The organism is Pseudomonas sp. 2725, from assembly GCF_050434585.1.
GTDB classification, from domain to species: Bacteria; Pseudomonadota; Gammaproteobacteria; order Pseudomonadales; family Pseudomonadaceae; genus Aquipseudomonas; species Aquipseudomonas jessenii.
The window spans coordinates 387,035-402,262 of record NZ_JBNDIV010000002.1 but is presented as its reverse complement, the minus strand read 5'-3'; the positions used below and the strand labels follow the sequence as shown (position 1 = coordinate 402,262).

The following is a 15,228-nucleotide window of genomic DNA, read 5'->3' as shown; positions in this document are numbered from 1 at the left end:
CCACAAGGGCTGTGCAATACCTGTGGGAGCGAGCTTGCTCGCGATGGGGTCAGCGCGGTTTCTGAGTGAACGCCGATGCCGTGATCCCCCATTGCCCCAGCCAATAGCTGAGGATGATCACGTACGACGCCGCGTCGAACGGCACCACAAACCGGCTGATGCCAATCACGCTGTCGGAGAACACGAATGCCACTGCGCCCGCCGCCGCCAGTAGCGCCGAGCGTTTGGGCACATCGGTCCCGAGTCGGGCCAGGGCGCGCCAGAGCATGGCGCTGATCGCCGTGCCATAGACAATCACAGGCACCAACAATGGCCCGAGGCCGTTGGAAATCAGAATCCCCAGCAGGACGGCGCCGACGCCGAGGGCCAGCACCAGTGGCAGCAATGCCAGGCGCCGGCAATCGCTCAAATACGCTTTCAGATAGGCCAGATGCGCAACCAGAAACGCCCCAAGGCCGAACACGAACAAATCCCCCGGCCATGCCAGCAACACGTCGCCGACCAGGGAGAAAATCAACCCCAGGCTGATCCAGCGCCGATATTCGCCTGGTGGTGCGTCATGCAACCAGCCAAGCAGGGCCAGCACCGGCAGCGGCTTGACCAGCAGGCACAGCAGGGACGCATGCACGCTCAGGCCATAAAGGAAGGTCACTGCGCCCATCAGCGCCAGAATCAGCCAGCCCACGGTCAGTTAACCGAGATCGCGCAGTCGAACGAATCCACCGGCAGTACTTCCGGCGCCCACGGCTGTTGCGAGGTCAGGCGCAAACGCCCGGTGCCGGTCGCAAACGCCTGAAAGCGCCAGGTCGAGACCCCGGCCGCGCCGACGATGCCGGCATCTTCCGGGTTTCGATAAACCTCTGGCCCCAGGGTGTGCAAGACGCCACCAGCCGAATCCTGGATCGCCCAGCGATAGCCCGTGGTCGGATTGCTCGGCAGGGTCAGGATCAGGTTTTGCCCGTTGCTGAGTTTCACCGGACATTCGCTTTGTTTTTCCACGGTCACGTTTTGTTTCGGTTGCGTGGCACACGCGGCCAGCAAGGCGAGGGCGAGGGGGACAAGCAGGCGAATGGGGGACATGTGGTCAGTGGCTCCGGCGTTCACGACGAACGGCGAGCATAACCGAGATGAGACAAAGTGTGACAGTCGCCCGCAATGGGGGTGTAAGAGTTGACGCTATCGCGAGCGGGCCACACACAGGGGGTAGAGGTAACCTCGTGAGAGCGACCTGCTCGGGATAAAGAAAATATTTACTGGTAGTGCTTAACGGTTAACTCACAAGAGAAAAACAGAAATCGCTTTCTGATGTAAATTCGATGCCATGCAGATCTTTGAACTTCATAACGACGTTGCCAGAGTACTGTTGTGTTTCGTTACTCACGGTCAAGTTCATGACACCTTCCAATGCCCAATGGCTGGTGTAGGCAGGGAAGTTTTCGGTATAGGCAATTTCTATCAAATGGTCCGGAGAGTTCAGTGTGTAGATTCCCGTCTCGATATGCTTGGGCATGTAAATGTCAAAGGCCCGGTCGAGTGGGGTGTTTTTTTCTCCGGCCTTGAAAATAGCGAGGATTTCCCTGTTTCCGACGCTGGCGAAAAATTCTTCGGACTGAAAGTCTTCACGATTCTGAAGGGTTGCATTCAAGTGGTTGTTTGGGCAGCAACGGCGAAATTTGACATTGTCATCAATGCGCTCGTCGACAAGATTTCTTCGTTGTTTGATATCCATGGGGTTCTCTCCTTTGTGCTTCTCGCACGAATGATTTGAACCTTGAGGATATAGAGCCGAAGTGCCTGGATGTACTCTCTGTTCTGATAGGATTACAAACCTATTAATTATGTATTTTTAGTTATTGCTGGCCTCGAAAAAATGGTCAGGTTACGAGCCTGACCATTTCGAAATCACACTGTTTAATCAGAACAACACCTTCGCCACATCCGCAAAGCGCTTGGCGAAGTGCACGGTAATGCCTTCCTTCAGGTATTCCGGCAGCTCCTCGAAATTCCCGCGGTTGGCCTCCGGCAGAATCAGTTCGAAAATCTTCTGCCGCCGCGCCGCAATCACTTTTTCCCGTACCCCGCCAATCGGCAATACATGCCCGGTCAACGTCAGTTCGCCGGTCATGGCCACGCCTTTTTTCGGTGGCTGATTACGTGCCAGCGACAGCAGGGCGCTGGCCATGGTCACGCCGGCGCTCGGGCCGTCTTTTGGCGTCGCGCCTTCCGGCACGTGCAGATGGACGAAGGCTTCGTCGAAGAATTTCGGATCGCCGCCATAGGACTTCAGGTGCGAACTGACGTAGCTGTAGGCGATTTCCGCCGACTCTTTCATCACATCACCCAATTGCCCGGTGAGCTTGAACCCACGGTTGAGGGTGTGGATGCGCGTGGCTTCGATCGGCAGGGTTGCACCGCCCATGCTGGTCCAGGCCAGCCCGGTGATCACGCCGACCCCCGCCAGTACCTGCTCGTTGCGGAACACCGGCTTGCCCAGAGACGCCTCCAGGTCTTTCGGCCCGAGCTTGATTACGGCTTTTGGATCGTCGAGCAGTTTCATCACCGCTTTGCGCACCAGTTTGCCGAGGTTTTTTTCCAACTGGCGCACGCCGGCTTCACGGGCATAACCGTCGACCAGCGCCTTGAGCGCGCTGTCGCTGATGCTCAGGCTGCCCTTGGACACACCGGCTTTCTCAAGCTGCTTGGGCCACAGGTGACGCTTGGCGATGGCGACTTTTTCTTCGGTGATGTAGCCCGACAGGCGAATCACTTCCATCCGGTCCAGCAGCGGGCCGGGGATCGAATCCAGGGTATTGGCGGTACAGACGAACAGCACTTTCGACAGGTCCATCCGCAGATCCAGATAGTGGTCGAGGAATTCGACGTTCTGTTCCGGATCGAGGGTTTCCAGCAGCGCCGAGGCCGGGTCGCCCTGGTAGCTCTGGCCCATCTTGTCGATTTCGTCGAGCATGATCACCGGGTTCATCACTTCGACGTCTTTCAACGCCTGCACCAGTTTGCCCGGCTGCGCGCCGATGTAGGTGCGGCGATGGCCCTTGATCTCGGCTTCGTCGCGCATGCCGCCAAGGCTGAAGCGATAGAACGGCCGGCCCAGGGATTCGGCGATGGATTTGCCGACGCTGGTCTTGCCCACGCCCGGCGGGCCCACCAGCAATACGATGGAACCGCTGATCTCGCCTTTGTAGGCGCCGACCGCGAGAAATTCGAGGATACGGTCCTTGATGTCATCGAGACCTGCGTGGTGTTTGTCCAGCACCTTGCGCGCGTGCTTGAGGTCGAGTTTGTCCTCGCCGTACACGCCCCACGGCACCGAGGTCGCCCAGTCGATGTAATTGCGGGTCACCGCATATTCCGGCGAGCCGGTCTCGAGGATCGACAGCTTGTTCATTTCTTCTTCGAGGCGTTTCTGCACCTGCGTCGGCAGGACTTTGCCCACCAGCCGCTGCTCGAACTGTTCGAGGTCGGCGCTGCGGTCGTCCTTGGTCAACCCCAGCTCCTGCTGGATAACCTTGAGTTGTTCCTTGAGGAAAAACTCGCGCTGATGTTCGCCGATCTTTCGGTTAACTTCGGCGGAAATCTCTTTTTGCAGGCGCGCGACTTCGACTTCCTTGCGCAGCATCGGCAGGACTTTTTCCATGCGCTTGAGCATCGGCACGCAGTCGAGCACTTCCTGCAACTCGCTGCCGGTGGCCGAGGTGAGCGCGGCGGCGAAGTCGGTCAGCGGCGACGGATCGTTGGGGCTGAAGCGGTTGAGGTAGTTCTTCAGCTCTTCGCTGTACAGCGGGTTGAGCGGCAGCAGTTCCTTGATCGCATTGATCAGTGCCATGCCGTAGGCCTTGACCTCGTCGGTCGGCTCGGTGGGCTGGTGCGGGTATTCGACTTCCACCAGGTACGGCGGGCGGTGATGCTTGAGCCAGGTCTTGAGGCGTACGCGGGTCAGGCCTTGGGCGACGAACTGCAGCTTGCCGTTTTCGCGGCTGGCGTGGTGCACCTTGACCAGCGTGCCGTAGAGCGGCAGGGCCGAGGTGTCGAAATGGCGCGGGTCTTCCTGGGGCGTGTCCATGTAGAACAGGGCCAGGGAGTGGTGATCGGATTTGCTGACCAGATCGAGGGTTTCGGCCCACGGTTCTTCGTTGACGATGACCGGTAGCACCTGGGCCGGGAAGAACGGTCGGTTATGGATCGGGATGACGTAGACCTTGTCCGGCAGGTTCTGGCCAGGCAGGGCCAGGCCTTTGCCAGGTTTGTGCTGCTGGGCGTTTTCCGGATCGGCGTATTCACTCGGGTCTTCGGGGAATTCCTGCTGGTCGCTCATGGGGGCACCTGCGCAATGGGTATGGGTCTTAGATGGGGCAGGTTGGCGGTGGTTTCAACGGTCATTTTCTGCGACGCGGTGTTTCGCAGGTGTGTTCAGCGCAGAGACAGGTTAGCTGGATTTCGCGGCGACACTATCCCCTGTGGGAGCGAGCTTGCTCCGGGCGGCGTTCCGACGATGAGGCAAGGACAGGCACCCTTGAAGTGACTGTCAGACCGCTATCGCGAGCAAGCTCGCTCCCACAGGGGGGGGCGGGGGTGATTTGAAATCTGCGATAACAAAAAAGGCGACGTCCTCACGGACGTCGCCTTTGTTCTGACTGCCGCTAAAACTTACTCGGACAGTTTGTAAGCAATCACATAGTCACCCATTTTGGTGCCCAGTGAGCCGTGACCACCGACGACCAACAGCACGTACTGCTTGCCGTCCTTGCCGGTGTAGGTCATCGGCGTAGCCTGACCGCCAGCCGGCAGGCGCGATTTCCACAGCTCGTTGCCGGTGTTGACGTCATAGGCGCGCAAGTACTGGTCCAGCGTACCGCTGAGGAAGCCGACGCCGCCGGCGGTGACCATCGAGCCGCCCATGCTTGGCACGCCGAGTGGCAGGCCGATAGGCAATGGCGAGCTGTCGCGGCTGGTGCCGTTCTTGCGTTTCCACACGACTTTGTTTGTGGTCAGGTCGATGCCGGCCACGTAGCCCCAGGCCGGAGCCTGGCACGGTACGCCTAACGGCGACATGAACGGGTGCATGATCACCGCGTAAGGTGCGCCCGTGTTCGGTTGCACACCCGCGGTTTCGCTCTCGCGCTTGCTGTCGGCCGCGACTTCGGCGCGAGGTACCATTTTCGAGACGAAGGCCATGTAGTTCGGGCTGGTGAAGAGCATCTGGCGAACCGGGTCGACCGAAACGCCGCCCCAGTTGAAGACGCCGACGTTACCCGGATAGATCAGGCTGCCCTGTTCCGACGGCGGGGTGTACTGGCCTTCGTAGCGCAGTTCCTTGAACTGGATGCGGCACAGCATCTGATCGAACGGGCTGGCGCCCCACATGGCTTTTTCGGTCAGTTCCGGGGCCAGCAGGTTCAGGTCCGAACGAGCCTGGGTCGGCGCGGTGCGGTCACCTTTTACGGCACCTTGCGGAGCCGGAATCTCCTTGATCGGGATGATCGGCGTGCCGTCACGACGGTCGAGGACGTACAGGCTGCCCTGTTTGGTCGGGGCGATCAGCGCAGGTTTCACGCCGTCGGCGGTTTTCATGTCCAGCAGGGTTGGCTGGCTGCCGACGTCCATGTCCCACAGGTCGTGGTGAGTGAACTGGTAGTTCCAGCGCACCTTGCCGGTGGCCAGATCCAGCGCGACCAGGCCAGCACTGAACTTCTCGGCGCCCGGGGTGCGGTCTGCGCCCCACTGGTCAGGGGTCTGGTTGCCCAATGGCAGGTAGACCATGCCGAGTTTTTCGTCGACGCTGGCCAGCGACCACATGTTGGCCGAGTTGCGGCTGTAGTGTTCGCCCTCTGGCAGCGGTTCGGTCGCGTCGGGATTGTTGCTGTCCCAGTTCCACACCAGATGACCGTCGTGTACGTCAAAGGCACGGATCACGCCGGATGGCTCGTTGGTCGACTCGTTGTCGGTGACGTGGCCGCCCATGATCACCAGATCACGAGTGATCGCTGCTGGCGAGGTGGAGTAGTAGCCGCCGGCGGTGAACGGGCCGATGCCTTGAGTCAGGTCAACCACACCGTTTTTACCGAAGCCTTCGCAGATCTTGCCGGTGTCGGCGTTGAGTGCGATCAGGCGTGCATCGGCGGTTGGCAGGTACAGACGACGCGGGCAAGCCTGGGCAACGGCTTTGCCAGCCTCGGAAATCACTGCGGAGGCAGCGCTTTCAGACTTGGCGTAGGCTGCTTCGTCGTAGTACGACACGCCACGGCAGGTCATGTGGGCGAAGCCCTTGAAGCCCACCGGGCTCTTGATCTGCGGGTCGAAACGCCACAGTTCCTTGCCGGTGTCCGGGTCCAGCGCCAGCACCTTGCTATGGGCGGTGCAGGCATAGAGCATGCCGTTGGCCTTGAGCGGGGTGTTTTCGTTGGTCAGTTCCACCGGGTCATCAGCGGTTGGCAGATCGCCGGTCTGGATACGCCAGGCTTCTTGCAGCTTGCCGACGTTGGCCGGGGTGATCTGCTTGAGCGGCGAGTAGCGGTCACCGAATTCGCTGCGGCCATAGGCCTGCCAGTCGCCTTCGGGCATCTGCGGCGCGGTGCTGGTCATGTCCGCGGTGTCGCGGCCCAGTTCGCCGAAGGTTTCGCCCGGATGGGTGAACTGGCTGGCCACGGCGGTGGCGCCGGCCAGGACCACGGCCACGCTCAAGGCGCCAGTACCCATAGGGGCAGGGCCGTTGATCAGCAATGGACGACGGAACCACGGCAGCAGCATCACCACACCGAGGGCGAACCACAGCGCCAGGCGCGGCACCAGTTGCCACCAGTCGAGGCCAACTTCCCACAGCGCCCAAACAGTGCTGGCGAACAGTACCAGTGCGTACAGGCCCAGCGCCGCGCGGCGGGCAGCGATCAGCAGGACGCCGCTCAGCGCGATGCCGATACCGGCCAGCAGGTAATAAAGCGAGCCGCCAAGCATGCTCAGCTTGATCCCCCCGGCCAGCATGGCCAGGCCCATCAGCAGAAGCAATATGCCGAGCAGGGTCGGCAATAGACGGCTTCGGCTCAAGGCACCATCAGTGCTCATAGTGTGATTCTCCGTGACGTTTCAAGTAGTCCCGCGCAAGTTCACTGTAGATGACGATCTTGTGCGGGCAGGGTTCATATAAAACGGGTTTGGCTGACGCAGCCCCTGTAGGAGCGAGCTTGCTCGCGAGAAGCCTGAGAACACCGCGGGGTGTCAGGCTCCAAGCGTTATCGTTCACGTCCATCGCGAGCAAGCTCGCTCCTACAGGGGGGGTGTGGTGTTTTTTAGAACGACGACTGGACCTTGATCCCGCCGATCAGCGCGTCATCGACCTCGTCCACGCCACCGGGATGGCGGATGTATTGCAGGTTCGGGCGCACGGTCAGCCAGTTGGTCACGTGCACGCCGTAATAGAGTTCGGCGCTGTATTCGGTGTCCTGAGGCGGCAGGTAGGACGGATTGTCGTAGTCGAAAACAACATTGGCCTGGTTGGTCGCCTCGGCATTCTTGCGATAGGCCGGGTTGACGTGGACGCGGGCCATGGCAAAGCCGATGTCGTCCCTGGCGCGCGCATCGAGCAGGCCTTTGTAGACGAGGCCGGCCTGGACGTAGTTGTCGATGGCGTTGGTTTTTTTGTCGTGCATCGTGCCGTTGGCGAACAGGCTCAAGCCGCGAGAGTGGTCGCTGGCGAGGCTGGTGACTTGCTGCTGAAGGCCCAGCCACGCGCCGTGTTTGCTCGACGCGCTGCGATAGGCTTCGCCACTCAGGGCGGCAGGCTGGCCATTGCTGTCCTTGTAGACGTCGGTGGCGTTAGCGCTGCTGTAGTAGTAACCAGCGCGGTATTCACCCGGCAGGCCGTTGAGTTTCGGCGTCCACACCAGCTCTACCGGCAGGACTGCGCCCTGGGTGCCGCTGCCGCTGAGCTTGAAACCGTTGTCGCGGTCAAGGTTCGACGGGTTCTGCTCATACGCGCCGATCTGCGCGTACAACTCAGGCGTCAGGTGATATTTGACCCGCAGCGCCCACTGACTGACCGGCCAGTTGTACCAGATGTCGCCCGCCCAGTTGCCGACCTGGGAGCCGCAGAACGCCAGGTTTTGGAAGTCGCAGGGGAAGCTGTTGAAGTCTTCGCCTTCGCCGAAACGGCCGACCTTGATGTCGAGCTTTTCATCGAAGAACTTCTGCTGATACCACATCTGCGTCAGGCGCCAGGTCTGGCCGCGGCCCCAGACTTCCTGGGCCGAGGTGAAGCCACCGACACGCGGGTCGTTGATGCGGTCGTTGCTGATGTTGTTGCCGCTGCGTTCGGTGATGGTCAGCTGAAATTCGGCATCGTCCCAGCCGAGGATCTTCTGCAAGTCCAGGTGGGTGCCCAGGCCGAACTGGTCGCTGTAGCGCGCGGTGCGGTCGTGGTCGTAGCCGCCGTGAAGGTTGCTGCCCATTTCGCCGGTGTAATCCAGTTTGAAGTCATAGCCTTTTTCCGCCAGCTCCGTACGTGTGCCGTTCCAGTCGCCGAGCATCCACGGTGAGTCGCTATCGAATGCCGGAGCGGCCTGGACACAGGTGGCGAGGCCGAACGCGGTGAAACCGCCGATCAGTTTGAGGGCGTTGTGGCAAGAGACAGTCTTAAAGACAGCGCTGTCTTTCGAAAATCGCAAATCAGGCATAGGGAAGAAATTCTTGATCTTTTTCTGGGGGATGAGCGGAAGAAGTGACTGGCAGAAGCGTTTCAGCTAAAGCGTGCGCAAGGATAATGTTCCGTTACAAATAGAGAAAGGGCTTTTGATGACATGCATCGTTTCGGATTTTGTAACAGTCAGCTCTTTGTAGGAGCGAGCTTGCTCGCGATGGTCGTGAACGATAACGCGTCAAACCAGATACCCAGCGGCGTCGTTGCGTTTTTCGCGAGCAAGCTCGCTCCTACAGGATTCCAGGATCCCAAAATCACCTACATTTGATAGATCGCTTCCACCCGAAGAAGCCCTCGGCTAAGGTGCGCGGCTTTCCCATTCCAACATCGCTGAAGGCCCGGCATGACCGAACACAACACTGATCCGCTGCATGGCGTGACGCTGGAACAGATCCTCAACGCGCTGGTTGACCACTACGAGTGGTCGGGGCTGGCCGAGCGCATCGATATCCGCTGCTTCAAGAGCGACCCGAGCATCAAGTCGAGCCTGACATTCCTGCGCAAAACCCCGTGGGCGCGGGAGAAGGTCGAGCGCTTGTATGTGAAGTTGATGCGCACCAAACGACCGCTTTGAACATGGTCAACCCTTCTGCGTTACACCGTCGTTTTGTGGTCGTGGCTGCCATGCTCGGCTGGGCGGGGTTGAGCATCCAGATGTACCTGATTTTCCATTCGCGCTGGACGCTGGGCGCCAGCCTGATCGGTGGGCTGGTGAGTTTTTTCAGCTATTTCACCGTGCTGAGCAACACCCTGGTGGCGACCGTGCTGACCTGTGCAGTGACATCCCGCGAGTCGGCGGCGCGTCGCTGGTTCTTGCAGCCGTGGGTCAGTAGTGGCATTGCCGTGAGCATCGCCGTGGTGAGCCTCGCTTACAACCTGCTGCTGCGCCACTTGTGGCATCCCGAGGGCTGGCAATGGCTGGCCGACGAACTGTTGCACGACGTCATGCCGCTGCTGTTTCTGGTGTATTGGTGGAGTTGCGTGCCCAAGGGCAGGCTGCGGGTGGGACACATCGGGTTGTGGGTGATCTATCCGCTGGTCTACTTCGCCTATTCGCTGCTGCGCGGGCATTTGCTGGCGGTTTATCCCTACCCGTTCATTGATGTCGAGAAACTGGGTTATCCACAGGTGTTCATCAATGCCGGCGGGTTGTTGACGGGGTTTGTGGTGATTGCCTTGCTGGTGATTGGGTTGGATCGGTGGCGTGCCGCCCGGAAGTGAACGCTGATTGTGGCGAGGGGGCTTGCCCCCGTTGCGCTGCGAAGCAGTGCTAAAAGCTGCAATGAGTATTTATCTGAAACACCGCATCAGCAGATTTTACGACTGCTTCGCAGCCGAACGGGGGCAAGCCCCCTCGCCACAAAGTCTTCAACCAGCGATTGAGCGAGCAGATCACTCCTCGTCACTGTCCCCCAATTTCCAGTAACCCACCGCCTTGACGAACTGCTCGTCCAGCCCGTGCTCATCCAGCAGCACCCGACGAATCTGCCGCGACACTTTGCTCTCGGTCGCCACCCATGCGTACAGGCTGCCGGCTGGCACCTGGATCTGGCGCACCGTGCTCAACAAATGATCTTTGCCCCCTTCGCGCAGCACCCAGATCACATTGACTTCGGCAGCGCTCTCCAGCACTTGCTGCTCCTTTCCGTTTTCCACTTCGACAATCACCAATGCGCGTCGATTGGCTGCCAAGCCTTCGAGGCGTCGGGCAATGGCGGGCAGGGCGGTTTCGTCGCCGATCAGCAGATAGCTGTCGAACATGTCCGGCACGATCATCGAACCCCGTGGCCCGCCGATGTGCAGGAACTGCCCCGGTTTGGCCTGTTCGGCCCAGGTCGAGGCAGGGCCGTCGCCGTGCAGTACGAAGTCGATGTCCAGTTCCAGGGCGTCCAGATCGTAGCGACGCGGGGTGTAGTCGCGCATCTCAGGCAGCGGACCATTGTCCTTGCCGGCGCCCAGCACCAGGGTTTCCAGCGCCGCGGCCTGTTCGGCATTTTGCGGGAACAACAGTTTGACGTGATCGTCCGTGCCGAGGCTGACAAAACCTGCCAATTCAGGGCCACCCAAGGTAATCCGGCGCATGCGCGGAGTCAGGTCGACCACCCGCAACACTTCCAGGCGACGGCGTTTGATTTCGTGCATGACACGGTGAATGGTTGAGGCGATGACTTCAGTCATTCGGCGTTCTCCTGAACGGGTTGAACGGCGGGGCCGTCGACGATGGCTTTGGCGGTGTCGTTGAGCAGGACAGCGACGCGCCGGATTTCTTCCTTGCTCCAGCGGCCGTGGTGCAGTTGCAGCGCGTGGCGCAGGTTATGCACGGCTTCATGAATTTCGGGCGGGCGATCATGGCCGCGCAGCGAGCGTTTGCTGACATCGATGCGCACCCGCACACCTTCAAGGGCGATGGCTTGCTCTTTCAAGGACAGACGTCCGGCGTCGGTCACGCTGTAGCGTTTTTTTCCGCCTTCGGCGTCGCCCTGGATCATTTCGCTCTCTTCCAGAAAGGTCAGGGTCGGGTAGATCACGCCGGGGCTGGGGCTGTAGGCGCCGTCGAACATGCCTTCGATCTGGCGGATCAGGTCGTAGCCGTGGCAAGGCTGTTCGGCGATCAGCGCCAGCAACAGCAGTTTCAGGTCACCGGGGGCGAAGACCCGGGGGCCGCGACCACCGCGCTCACGTCCGGGACGTTTCTCGAAGCCGTCGCGGCCGTCGCCGTGTTCACGGTGGGGGGAATGATGGTCTCTCATTTCTGCTTTCTCTCGTCGTGTTTAGATACAACTTAAGATATATCTTAACGAGAAAGCAAGCCCCCCTGACCGGTGGCCGTTCCGAGCGTCGAGCCGATGACCCCGCCAAAACCGCAAAAATAGTGGTAATCAGTGCGGGTGAAAAACCTGAAATTAGTGTTAACTCTCTAATGTTGGGTTTTGGCCTGTTAAATGCGGGGTTTGTGGTATTGGTCTTACAGAAGTAACTTCGTTAGTTTCTGCTTGTCATTGCCGTTAGTGTGCGGTTTGTAGTATTTCTCTTACAGTCAGACATTGGTTTTTAAGTTATTTCAGGTTTTTTCTTTCTCGGGTGATAGCACTTTGGCTACGCACTTGCAGGAACGTTCCTGCTTACTTTCCAGATAAATTGATCGATCATCTTTCGGCGTTGAAAGTTCAGCTGAGCAAATAGCTGCTCGTGACGGTTTTGCTCAACTTGAACTTTCTGCGCTTATCCTTTTAAAAGACAGGTACTGAAAGATGTTCAAGAAAATCGCGTTTGCTGCTCCTCTGGCTGTTCTGGCTCTGAGTTCTTCCGCCGTATTTGCCGCGGGTGAAGCCCGTCACTCCATCAACCTTGTCGCGCATGTACCGACCAACGGTTTCTACGTGGTACCGGTCGATCCGGATCTGGTCAACAAGGATCAGAGAATGGATTACATTCCAAGCAAGGGCACCATGGATGAGGTCAACGGTTTCTTCGACGTACGCAACAACAACGGCTCGGTGCATGCCAGCCTTGAAAGCGTGCCGGAGCTGATCAGTGGTGCATCCAAAATTGGCCTGCAAGTGGCACTCAACAATGTAGTGCTCACCACGACTCCGCAAATGGTGGTTGGCGAGACCGAATCGAATGTCAATTACCGTGCCCCACTCAACATCAAGGCACAAGGCACCACCTTTGCACCAGGTGATTACACCGGTGCCGTCACCATGATGTTCGACGCTGTTCCTCCGGTTGCTCTTTGAACTTGATCAAGAGTTATAAGCGCTTACTTGTATAAGTAACGTGACCGATCGGCAATATTAAAAGTTGCCGGTCGGGTTTCAACTTCTTTGATATTAGAGTATTCGTTCATGTTCCCGATGACGCCCATCGCGGCAGCGCTTGCGTTGCTGTTATGTAGCAGCGCATTTGCGGCGCCCGCTTCCGTTGATAATACGCCGCGAAGTTTGCTGGCCCAGGCCAAAGGCTTGCCGGCAGAGTTCGAGGAACATTTTTTCGACGTTCCGTTGGCGGTTCGGGTCGAACTCGATCAGCAACCGTTGGGCGAGGCGATGATTGTATTGTCCCGCGATGACCGGGTGACGTTGCTCGATTTCACCGACACCAGTGAAAGCCGCTTCGGCGCCAGCGAACGCGAGACTTGGGCGGATATCCTCAAACCCGGCGTGGCGCTGGGCGCCTGCAGCGGTCAATGCCCGGAGCAGATGCTGGCGGTGCACTACAACCTGGAAAATTCATTGCTGTCGATCGTCACCGAAAATGCCGAGCGCGACAGCGAAGCCAAGCGTTTCTACGATCAGCCTGAAGGCGGCAGCAGCGGCCTGATGGTGCGCAATCAACTCAATCTCAACGGCGGCCAGGATCAAGACCTGGGCGGTCGTTTCGGTCTGGAAGCCAGCGGCAGCCTGGGCAACTGGAGCCAGACCTTCAACATGCAACTGGCGCGTCTGGGTGGACCGGACGACAAGACCTATCACGCCGTGCATGAGCTCTTCACCCAGCGCGAACTGGAGGGCAGTTTTTTCCGGCTGACCGCTGCGGCTGAAGCAGGGAACAGCGCCACGACTACTCCAACAACAGCGGCTGCATATATGGCTGACCTTTTAACTTGTGAAATATCTAACATTTGACATGACCTCAAAAATCCCTTGAACCGGATATCCGTCATCCCGCCGTCTCAGCCGTGCGATTGGCGTCCGCCAAGGTGTCCGGCGAACAGCGCAAATCACCGATCATCAGCACGTTGTTTTCACTGCGGTGTTTGTCGGTATCGAGGCGGAACTGGCACAGCAACTGATCGGCATAACGCACTTCCAGGGTCGGTGAACCAGCGTTCATTTCCATCGAGAAGAAGCCATCGACCTCGCTGACCCCACGGCTGGCGTGGTTGATCACGTGGTGGCCCTTGAGCGGCCGACCCTGCGGATCGAGCAGACGCCCGAGCACGGTCAGGGTTTTCATCACCCGCACCTTGCGGTACTCCACACCGCCCTTGTTCAGGTGATAGCGAGTGCGCGCCGGCTCGATGCTGGCCGCTGGCACGTGATTGCCTTCGAAGTCGAAGCTCACCGAACTGTTTTTGTAGGCCGTGAGCGGAATGAAATTGCGCCCCGGCCGCAGCGCCGCGCTGCCGCCGCTGAGGTCGTCGGCGCGCAAGGCGATACCGTCGATGTCGGACTCGACGTCGACAATCATCCCGGCGCCGCGCCCTTGATGCTGGCTGGTCAACGCCATGCGTTGCGCGCCGACCACCACCGTGCTGTCGAGGTTCACGCCACCGGTGAATTTGTTGTTGAAGGACGAACGCTGGATAAAACCGTCGCCATTGATGGCGTCGGTGCGAAAGTTCGCCAGGCTCGACAAACCGACGCCATAAGTGTCGGTCAGCGCCGTCACCGAGACGCTCTGCAACACGTGGTCTTGCAGGTCTTTGCGGTAACCGAGCGAGGCGTTGTTGTCGCGACCACCCTCACGGGCGGTGCGGCTGCCGATGCTGCCGGAAATCTGCTGGCCCGGACCGCCGAGCGCCATGTTGATGCTCAGGTCGACCCCCCGATTGCGCGCATCGCCGCTGCTGAAGCTGCCCGGACGGTCGAACAGCGACAGGCGCCAATTGGCATCGCTGCCAAACAGCTGGGTCCGTTGGGTCCAGCCGAGGTCGACGCCGACGCCCTCGACATTGCCCTCACTGTGGGACACCCGCGCGTTGAGCGAACTCTTGCGACTGATGCGGTGGTTCAGCGCCAGCGACGAGTTGCTGGTCTGGCCGGTGAACACATTGCGTTGGCGTACGCGGGTGCCGTCGGGCAGGGTGTCATAAGTGTTGGTGGTGTCGAGCCAGCTACGGTTGTGGCTGATCACCAGACTGCCAGAGCCGTAGTTGTACAGGCCTTGCAGATCGGCGCCGGTGCCGTGGTCTTCGGTCTGGTAAAGATTGGCGTAGACGCTGGTGCTGTTGCCCAGGGTCCAGTCAATGGAGCTGCCGTACTGGAGTTTTTCGCGCACCTGGCGTGCCGACAGTCCGAGAATCACCCGTGGGTGCAGCAGGTAATTGATCGAGGCGCCCGCCGTGGCATCGCCACTGCTCTGTTGATCCCAGTTGCTCAGCAGTTTGCTTTCCTGCCCGGCGAACAGGTTGTAGCGCCAGCGCTCATCGTGGTTGCGCCAGTTGTTCGGCTTGTAGATCAGCTCCTGGGTGGTCGAGGTGATTTGACCATCTTCGATCAACCGCACTTCCACCTCGTAAATACCGCCCGGCAATGGCCGTGTGTCGAGGGTCTGCAACCCTGCTGGCACTGACTGTGTATTGATCAGCAGGCCATCGCGATAGATTTCCACGGAACCCTGACGGTTGGCCGTGACGTAAACCGGGTACACGCTGGGTTTCGGGCTGTCGATCGCCAGACTGTCGGAGCTGCCATACATCACGCCCACGGCGGTATCCGGGCTGCTGCCGAATGAGCGTGGCTGACGTGTCAGGCCTTCGGAGTTCGGGGTGAAGTACCCCAAGCAATCGGCCATCG

Annotated in this window: 11 protein-coding genes and 2 pseudogenes; 4 read left to right on the top strand and 9 right to left on the bottom strand. The window is 59.5% G+C overall.

Features of this window, described 5'->3' with window-relative positions; all coding sequences use genetic code 11:
• Nucleotides 1–49: 49 nt before the first annotated feature.
• From ABIE16_RS06095 to ABIE16_RS06070, 6 genes are all read right to left on the bottom strand, one after another.
• On the bottom strand, nt 50–685 hold the full coding sequence (locus ABIE16_RS06095) for a lysoplasmalogenase (RefSeq protein ID WP_340315381.1): 636 nt from the start codon (nt 683–685) through the stop codon (nt 50–52).
• A 2-nt stretch (nt 686–687) separates the two neighbouring features.
• On the bottom strand, nt 688–1,080 hold the full coding sequence (locus ABIE16_RS06090) for a protease inhibitor I42 family protein (RefSeq protein ID WP_218495000.1): 393 nt from the start codon (nt 1,078–1,080) through the stop codon (nt 688–690).
• Nucleotides 1,081–1,270: 190 nt separating this feature from the next.
• Nucleotides 1,271–1,729, bottom strand: coding sequence for a hypothetical protein (locus ABIE16_RS06085; RefSeq protein ID WP_218495001.1), 459 nt, complete (start codon nt 1,727–1,729; stop codon nt 1,271–1,273).
• Between the two features lie 186 nt (nt 1,730–1,915).
• Entirely contained in the window at nt 1,916–4,333 is a 2,418-nt protein-coding gene (gene lon, locus ABIE16_RS06080) for an endopeptidase La (protein ID WP_256353229.1), read from the bottom strand.
• Between the two features lie 332 nt (nt 4,334–4,665).
• Nucleotides 4,666–7,077, bottom strand: coding sequence for a glucose/quinate/shikimate family membrane-bound PQQ-dependent dehydrogenase (locus ABIE16_RS06075; RefSeq protein WP_218495002.1), 2,412 nt, complete (start codon nt 7,075–7,077; stop codon nt 4,666–4,668).
• A 224-nt stretch (nt 7,078–7,301) separates the two neighbouring features.
• On the bottom strand, nt 7,302–8,684 hold the full coding sequence (locus ABIE16_RS06070) for a carbohydrate porin (protein WP_218495003.1): 1,383 nt from the start codon (nt 8,682–8,684) through the stop codon (nt 7,302–7,304).
• A 366-nt stretch (nt 8,685–9,050) separates the two neighbouring features.
• Here ABIE16_RS06070 and ABIE16_RS06065 point away from each other — a divergent pair, with 366 nt between their 5' ends.
• Both ABIE16_RS06065 and ABIE16_RS06060 read left to right on the top strand, forming a co-directional pair.
• A complete protein-coding gene (locus ABIE16_RS06065; RefSeq protein WP_090453280.1) occupies nt 9,051–9,281 on the top strand; it encodes a VF530 family DNA-binding protein in 231 nt (76 codons plus the stop codon).
• 2 nt (nt 9,282–9,283) lie between these two features.
• On the top strand, nt 9,284–9,928 hold the full coding sequence (locus ABIE16_RS06060; protein WP_218495004.1) for a Pr6Pr family membrane protein: 645 nt from the start codon (nt 9,284–9,286) through the stop codon (nt 9,926–9,928).
• 171 nt (nt 9,929–10,099) lie between these two features.
• Here the strand turns inward: ABIE16_RS06060 and ABIE16_RS06055 are convergent, their stop codons facing one another.
• Together ABIE16_RS06055 and ABIE16_RS06050 are read right to left on the bottom strand one after the other, a co-directional pair.
• Nucleotides 10,100–10,885, bottom strand: coding sequence for a siderophore-interacting protein (locus tag ABIE16_RS06055; protein WP_090453282.1), 786 nt, complete (start codon nt 10,883–10,885; stop codon nt 10,100–10,102).
• Nucleotides 10,882–11,457, bottom strand: a complete 576-nt coding sequence (locus tag ABIE16_RS06050) for a PadR family transcriptional regulator (RefSeq protein ID WP_057716251.1) — start codon at nt 11,455–11,457, stop codon at nt 10,882–10,884. The genes ABIE16_RS06055 and ABIE16_RS06050 overlap by 4 nt, the downstream gene beginning before the upstream one ends.
• A gap of 501 nt (nt 11,458–11,958) precedes the next feature.
• Here ABIE16_RS06050 and ABIE16_RS06045 point away from each other — a divergent pair.
• The gene (locus ABIE16_RS06045) at nt 11,959–12,447 is read left to right on the top strand and encodes a CS1 type fimbrial major subunit (RefSeq protein ID WP_057716250.1); all 489 of its coding nucleotides are present in this window, start codon (nt 11,959–11,961) and stop codon (nt 12,445–12,447) included.
• A 108-nt stretch (nt 12,448–12,555) separates the two neighbouring features.
• Nucleotides 12,556–13,299 (top strand): annotated as a pseudogene (locus ABIE16_RS06040) (pilus assembly protein PapC); the annotation flags it as partial.
• Between the two features lie 70 nt (nt 13,300–13,369).
• Here the strand turns inward: ABIE16_RS06040 and ABIE16_RS06035 are convergent.
• Nucleotides 13,370–15,214, bottom strand: a pseudogene (locus ABIE16_RS06035) (TcfC E-set like domain-containing protein); the annotation flags it as partial.
• Nucleotides 15,215–15,228: the final 14 nt, after the last annotated feature.

What these genes read in the sequence shown, in the direction of transcription:
- ABIE16_RS06090 (WP_218495000.1), bottom strand. Translation starts at nt 1,080, where the DNA reads ATGTCCCCCATTCGCCTGCTTGTCCCCCTCGCCCTCGCCTTGCTGGCC.
- ABIE16_RS06085 (WP_218495001.1), bottom strand. Translation starts at nt 1,729, where the DNA reads ATGGATATCAAACAACGAAGAAATCTTGTCGACGAGCGCATTGATGAC.
- lon (WP_256353229.1), bottom strand. Translation starts at nt 4,333, where the DNA reads ATGAGCGACCAGCAGGAATTCCCCGAAGACCCGAGTGAATACGCCGAT.
- ABIE16_RS06075 (WP_218495002.1), bottom strand. Translation starts at nt 7,077, where the DNA reads ATGAGCACTGATGGTGCCTTGAGCCGAAGCCGTCTATTGCCGACCCTG.
- ABIE16_RS06070 (WP_218495003.1), bottom strand. Translation starts at nt 8,684, where the DNA reads ATGCCTGATTTGCGATTTTCGAAAGACAGCGCTGTCTTTAAGACTGTC.
- ABIE16_RS06065 (WP_090453280.1), top strand. Translation starts at nt 9,051, where the DNA reads ATGACCGAACACAACACTGATCCGCTGCATGGCGTGACGCTGGAACAG.
- ABIE16_RS06060 (WP_218495004.1), top strand. Translation starts at nt 9,284, where the DNA reads ATGGTCAACCCTTCTGCGTTACACCGTCGTTTTGTGGTCGTGGCTGCC.
- ABIE16_RS06055 (WP_090453282.1), bottom strand. Translation starts at nt 10,885, where the DNA reads ATGACTGAAGTCATCGCCTCAACCATTCACCGTGTCATGCACGAAATC.
- ABIE16_RS06050 (WP_057716251.1), bottom strand. Translation starts at nt 11,457, where the DNA reads ATGAGAGACCATCATTCCCCCCACCGTGAACACGGCGACGGCCGCGAC.
- ABIE16_RS06045 (WP_057716250.1), top strand. Translation starts at nt 11,959, where the DNA reads ATGTTCAAGAAAATCGCGTTTGCTGCTCCTCTGGCTGTTCTGGCTCTG.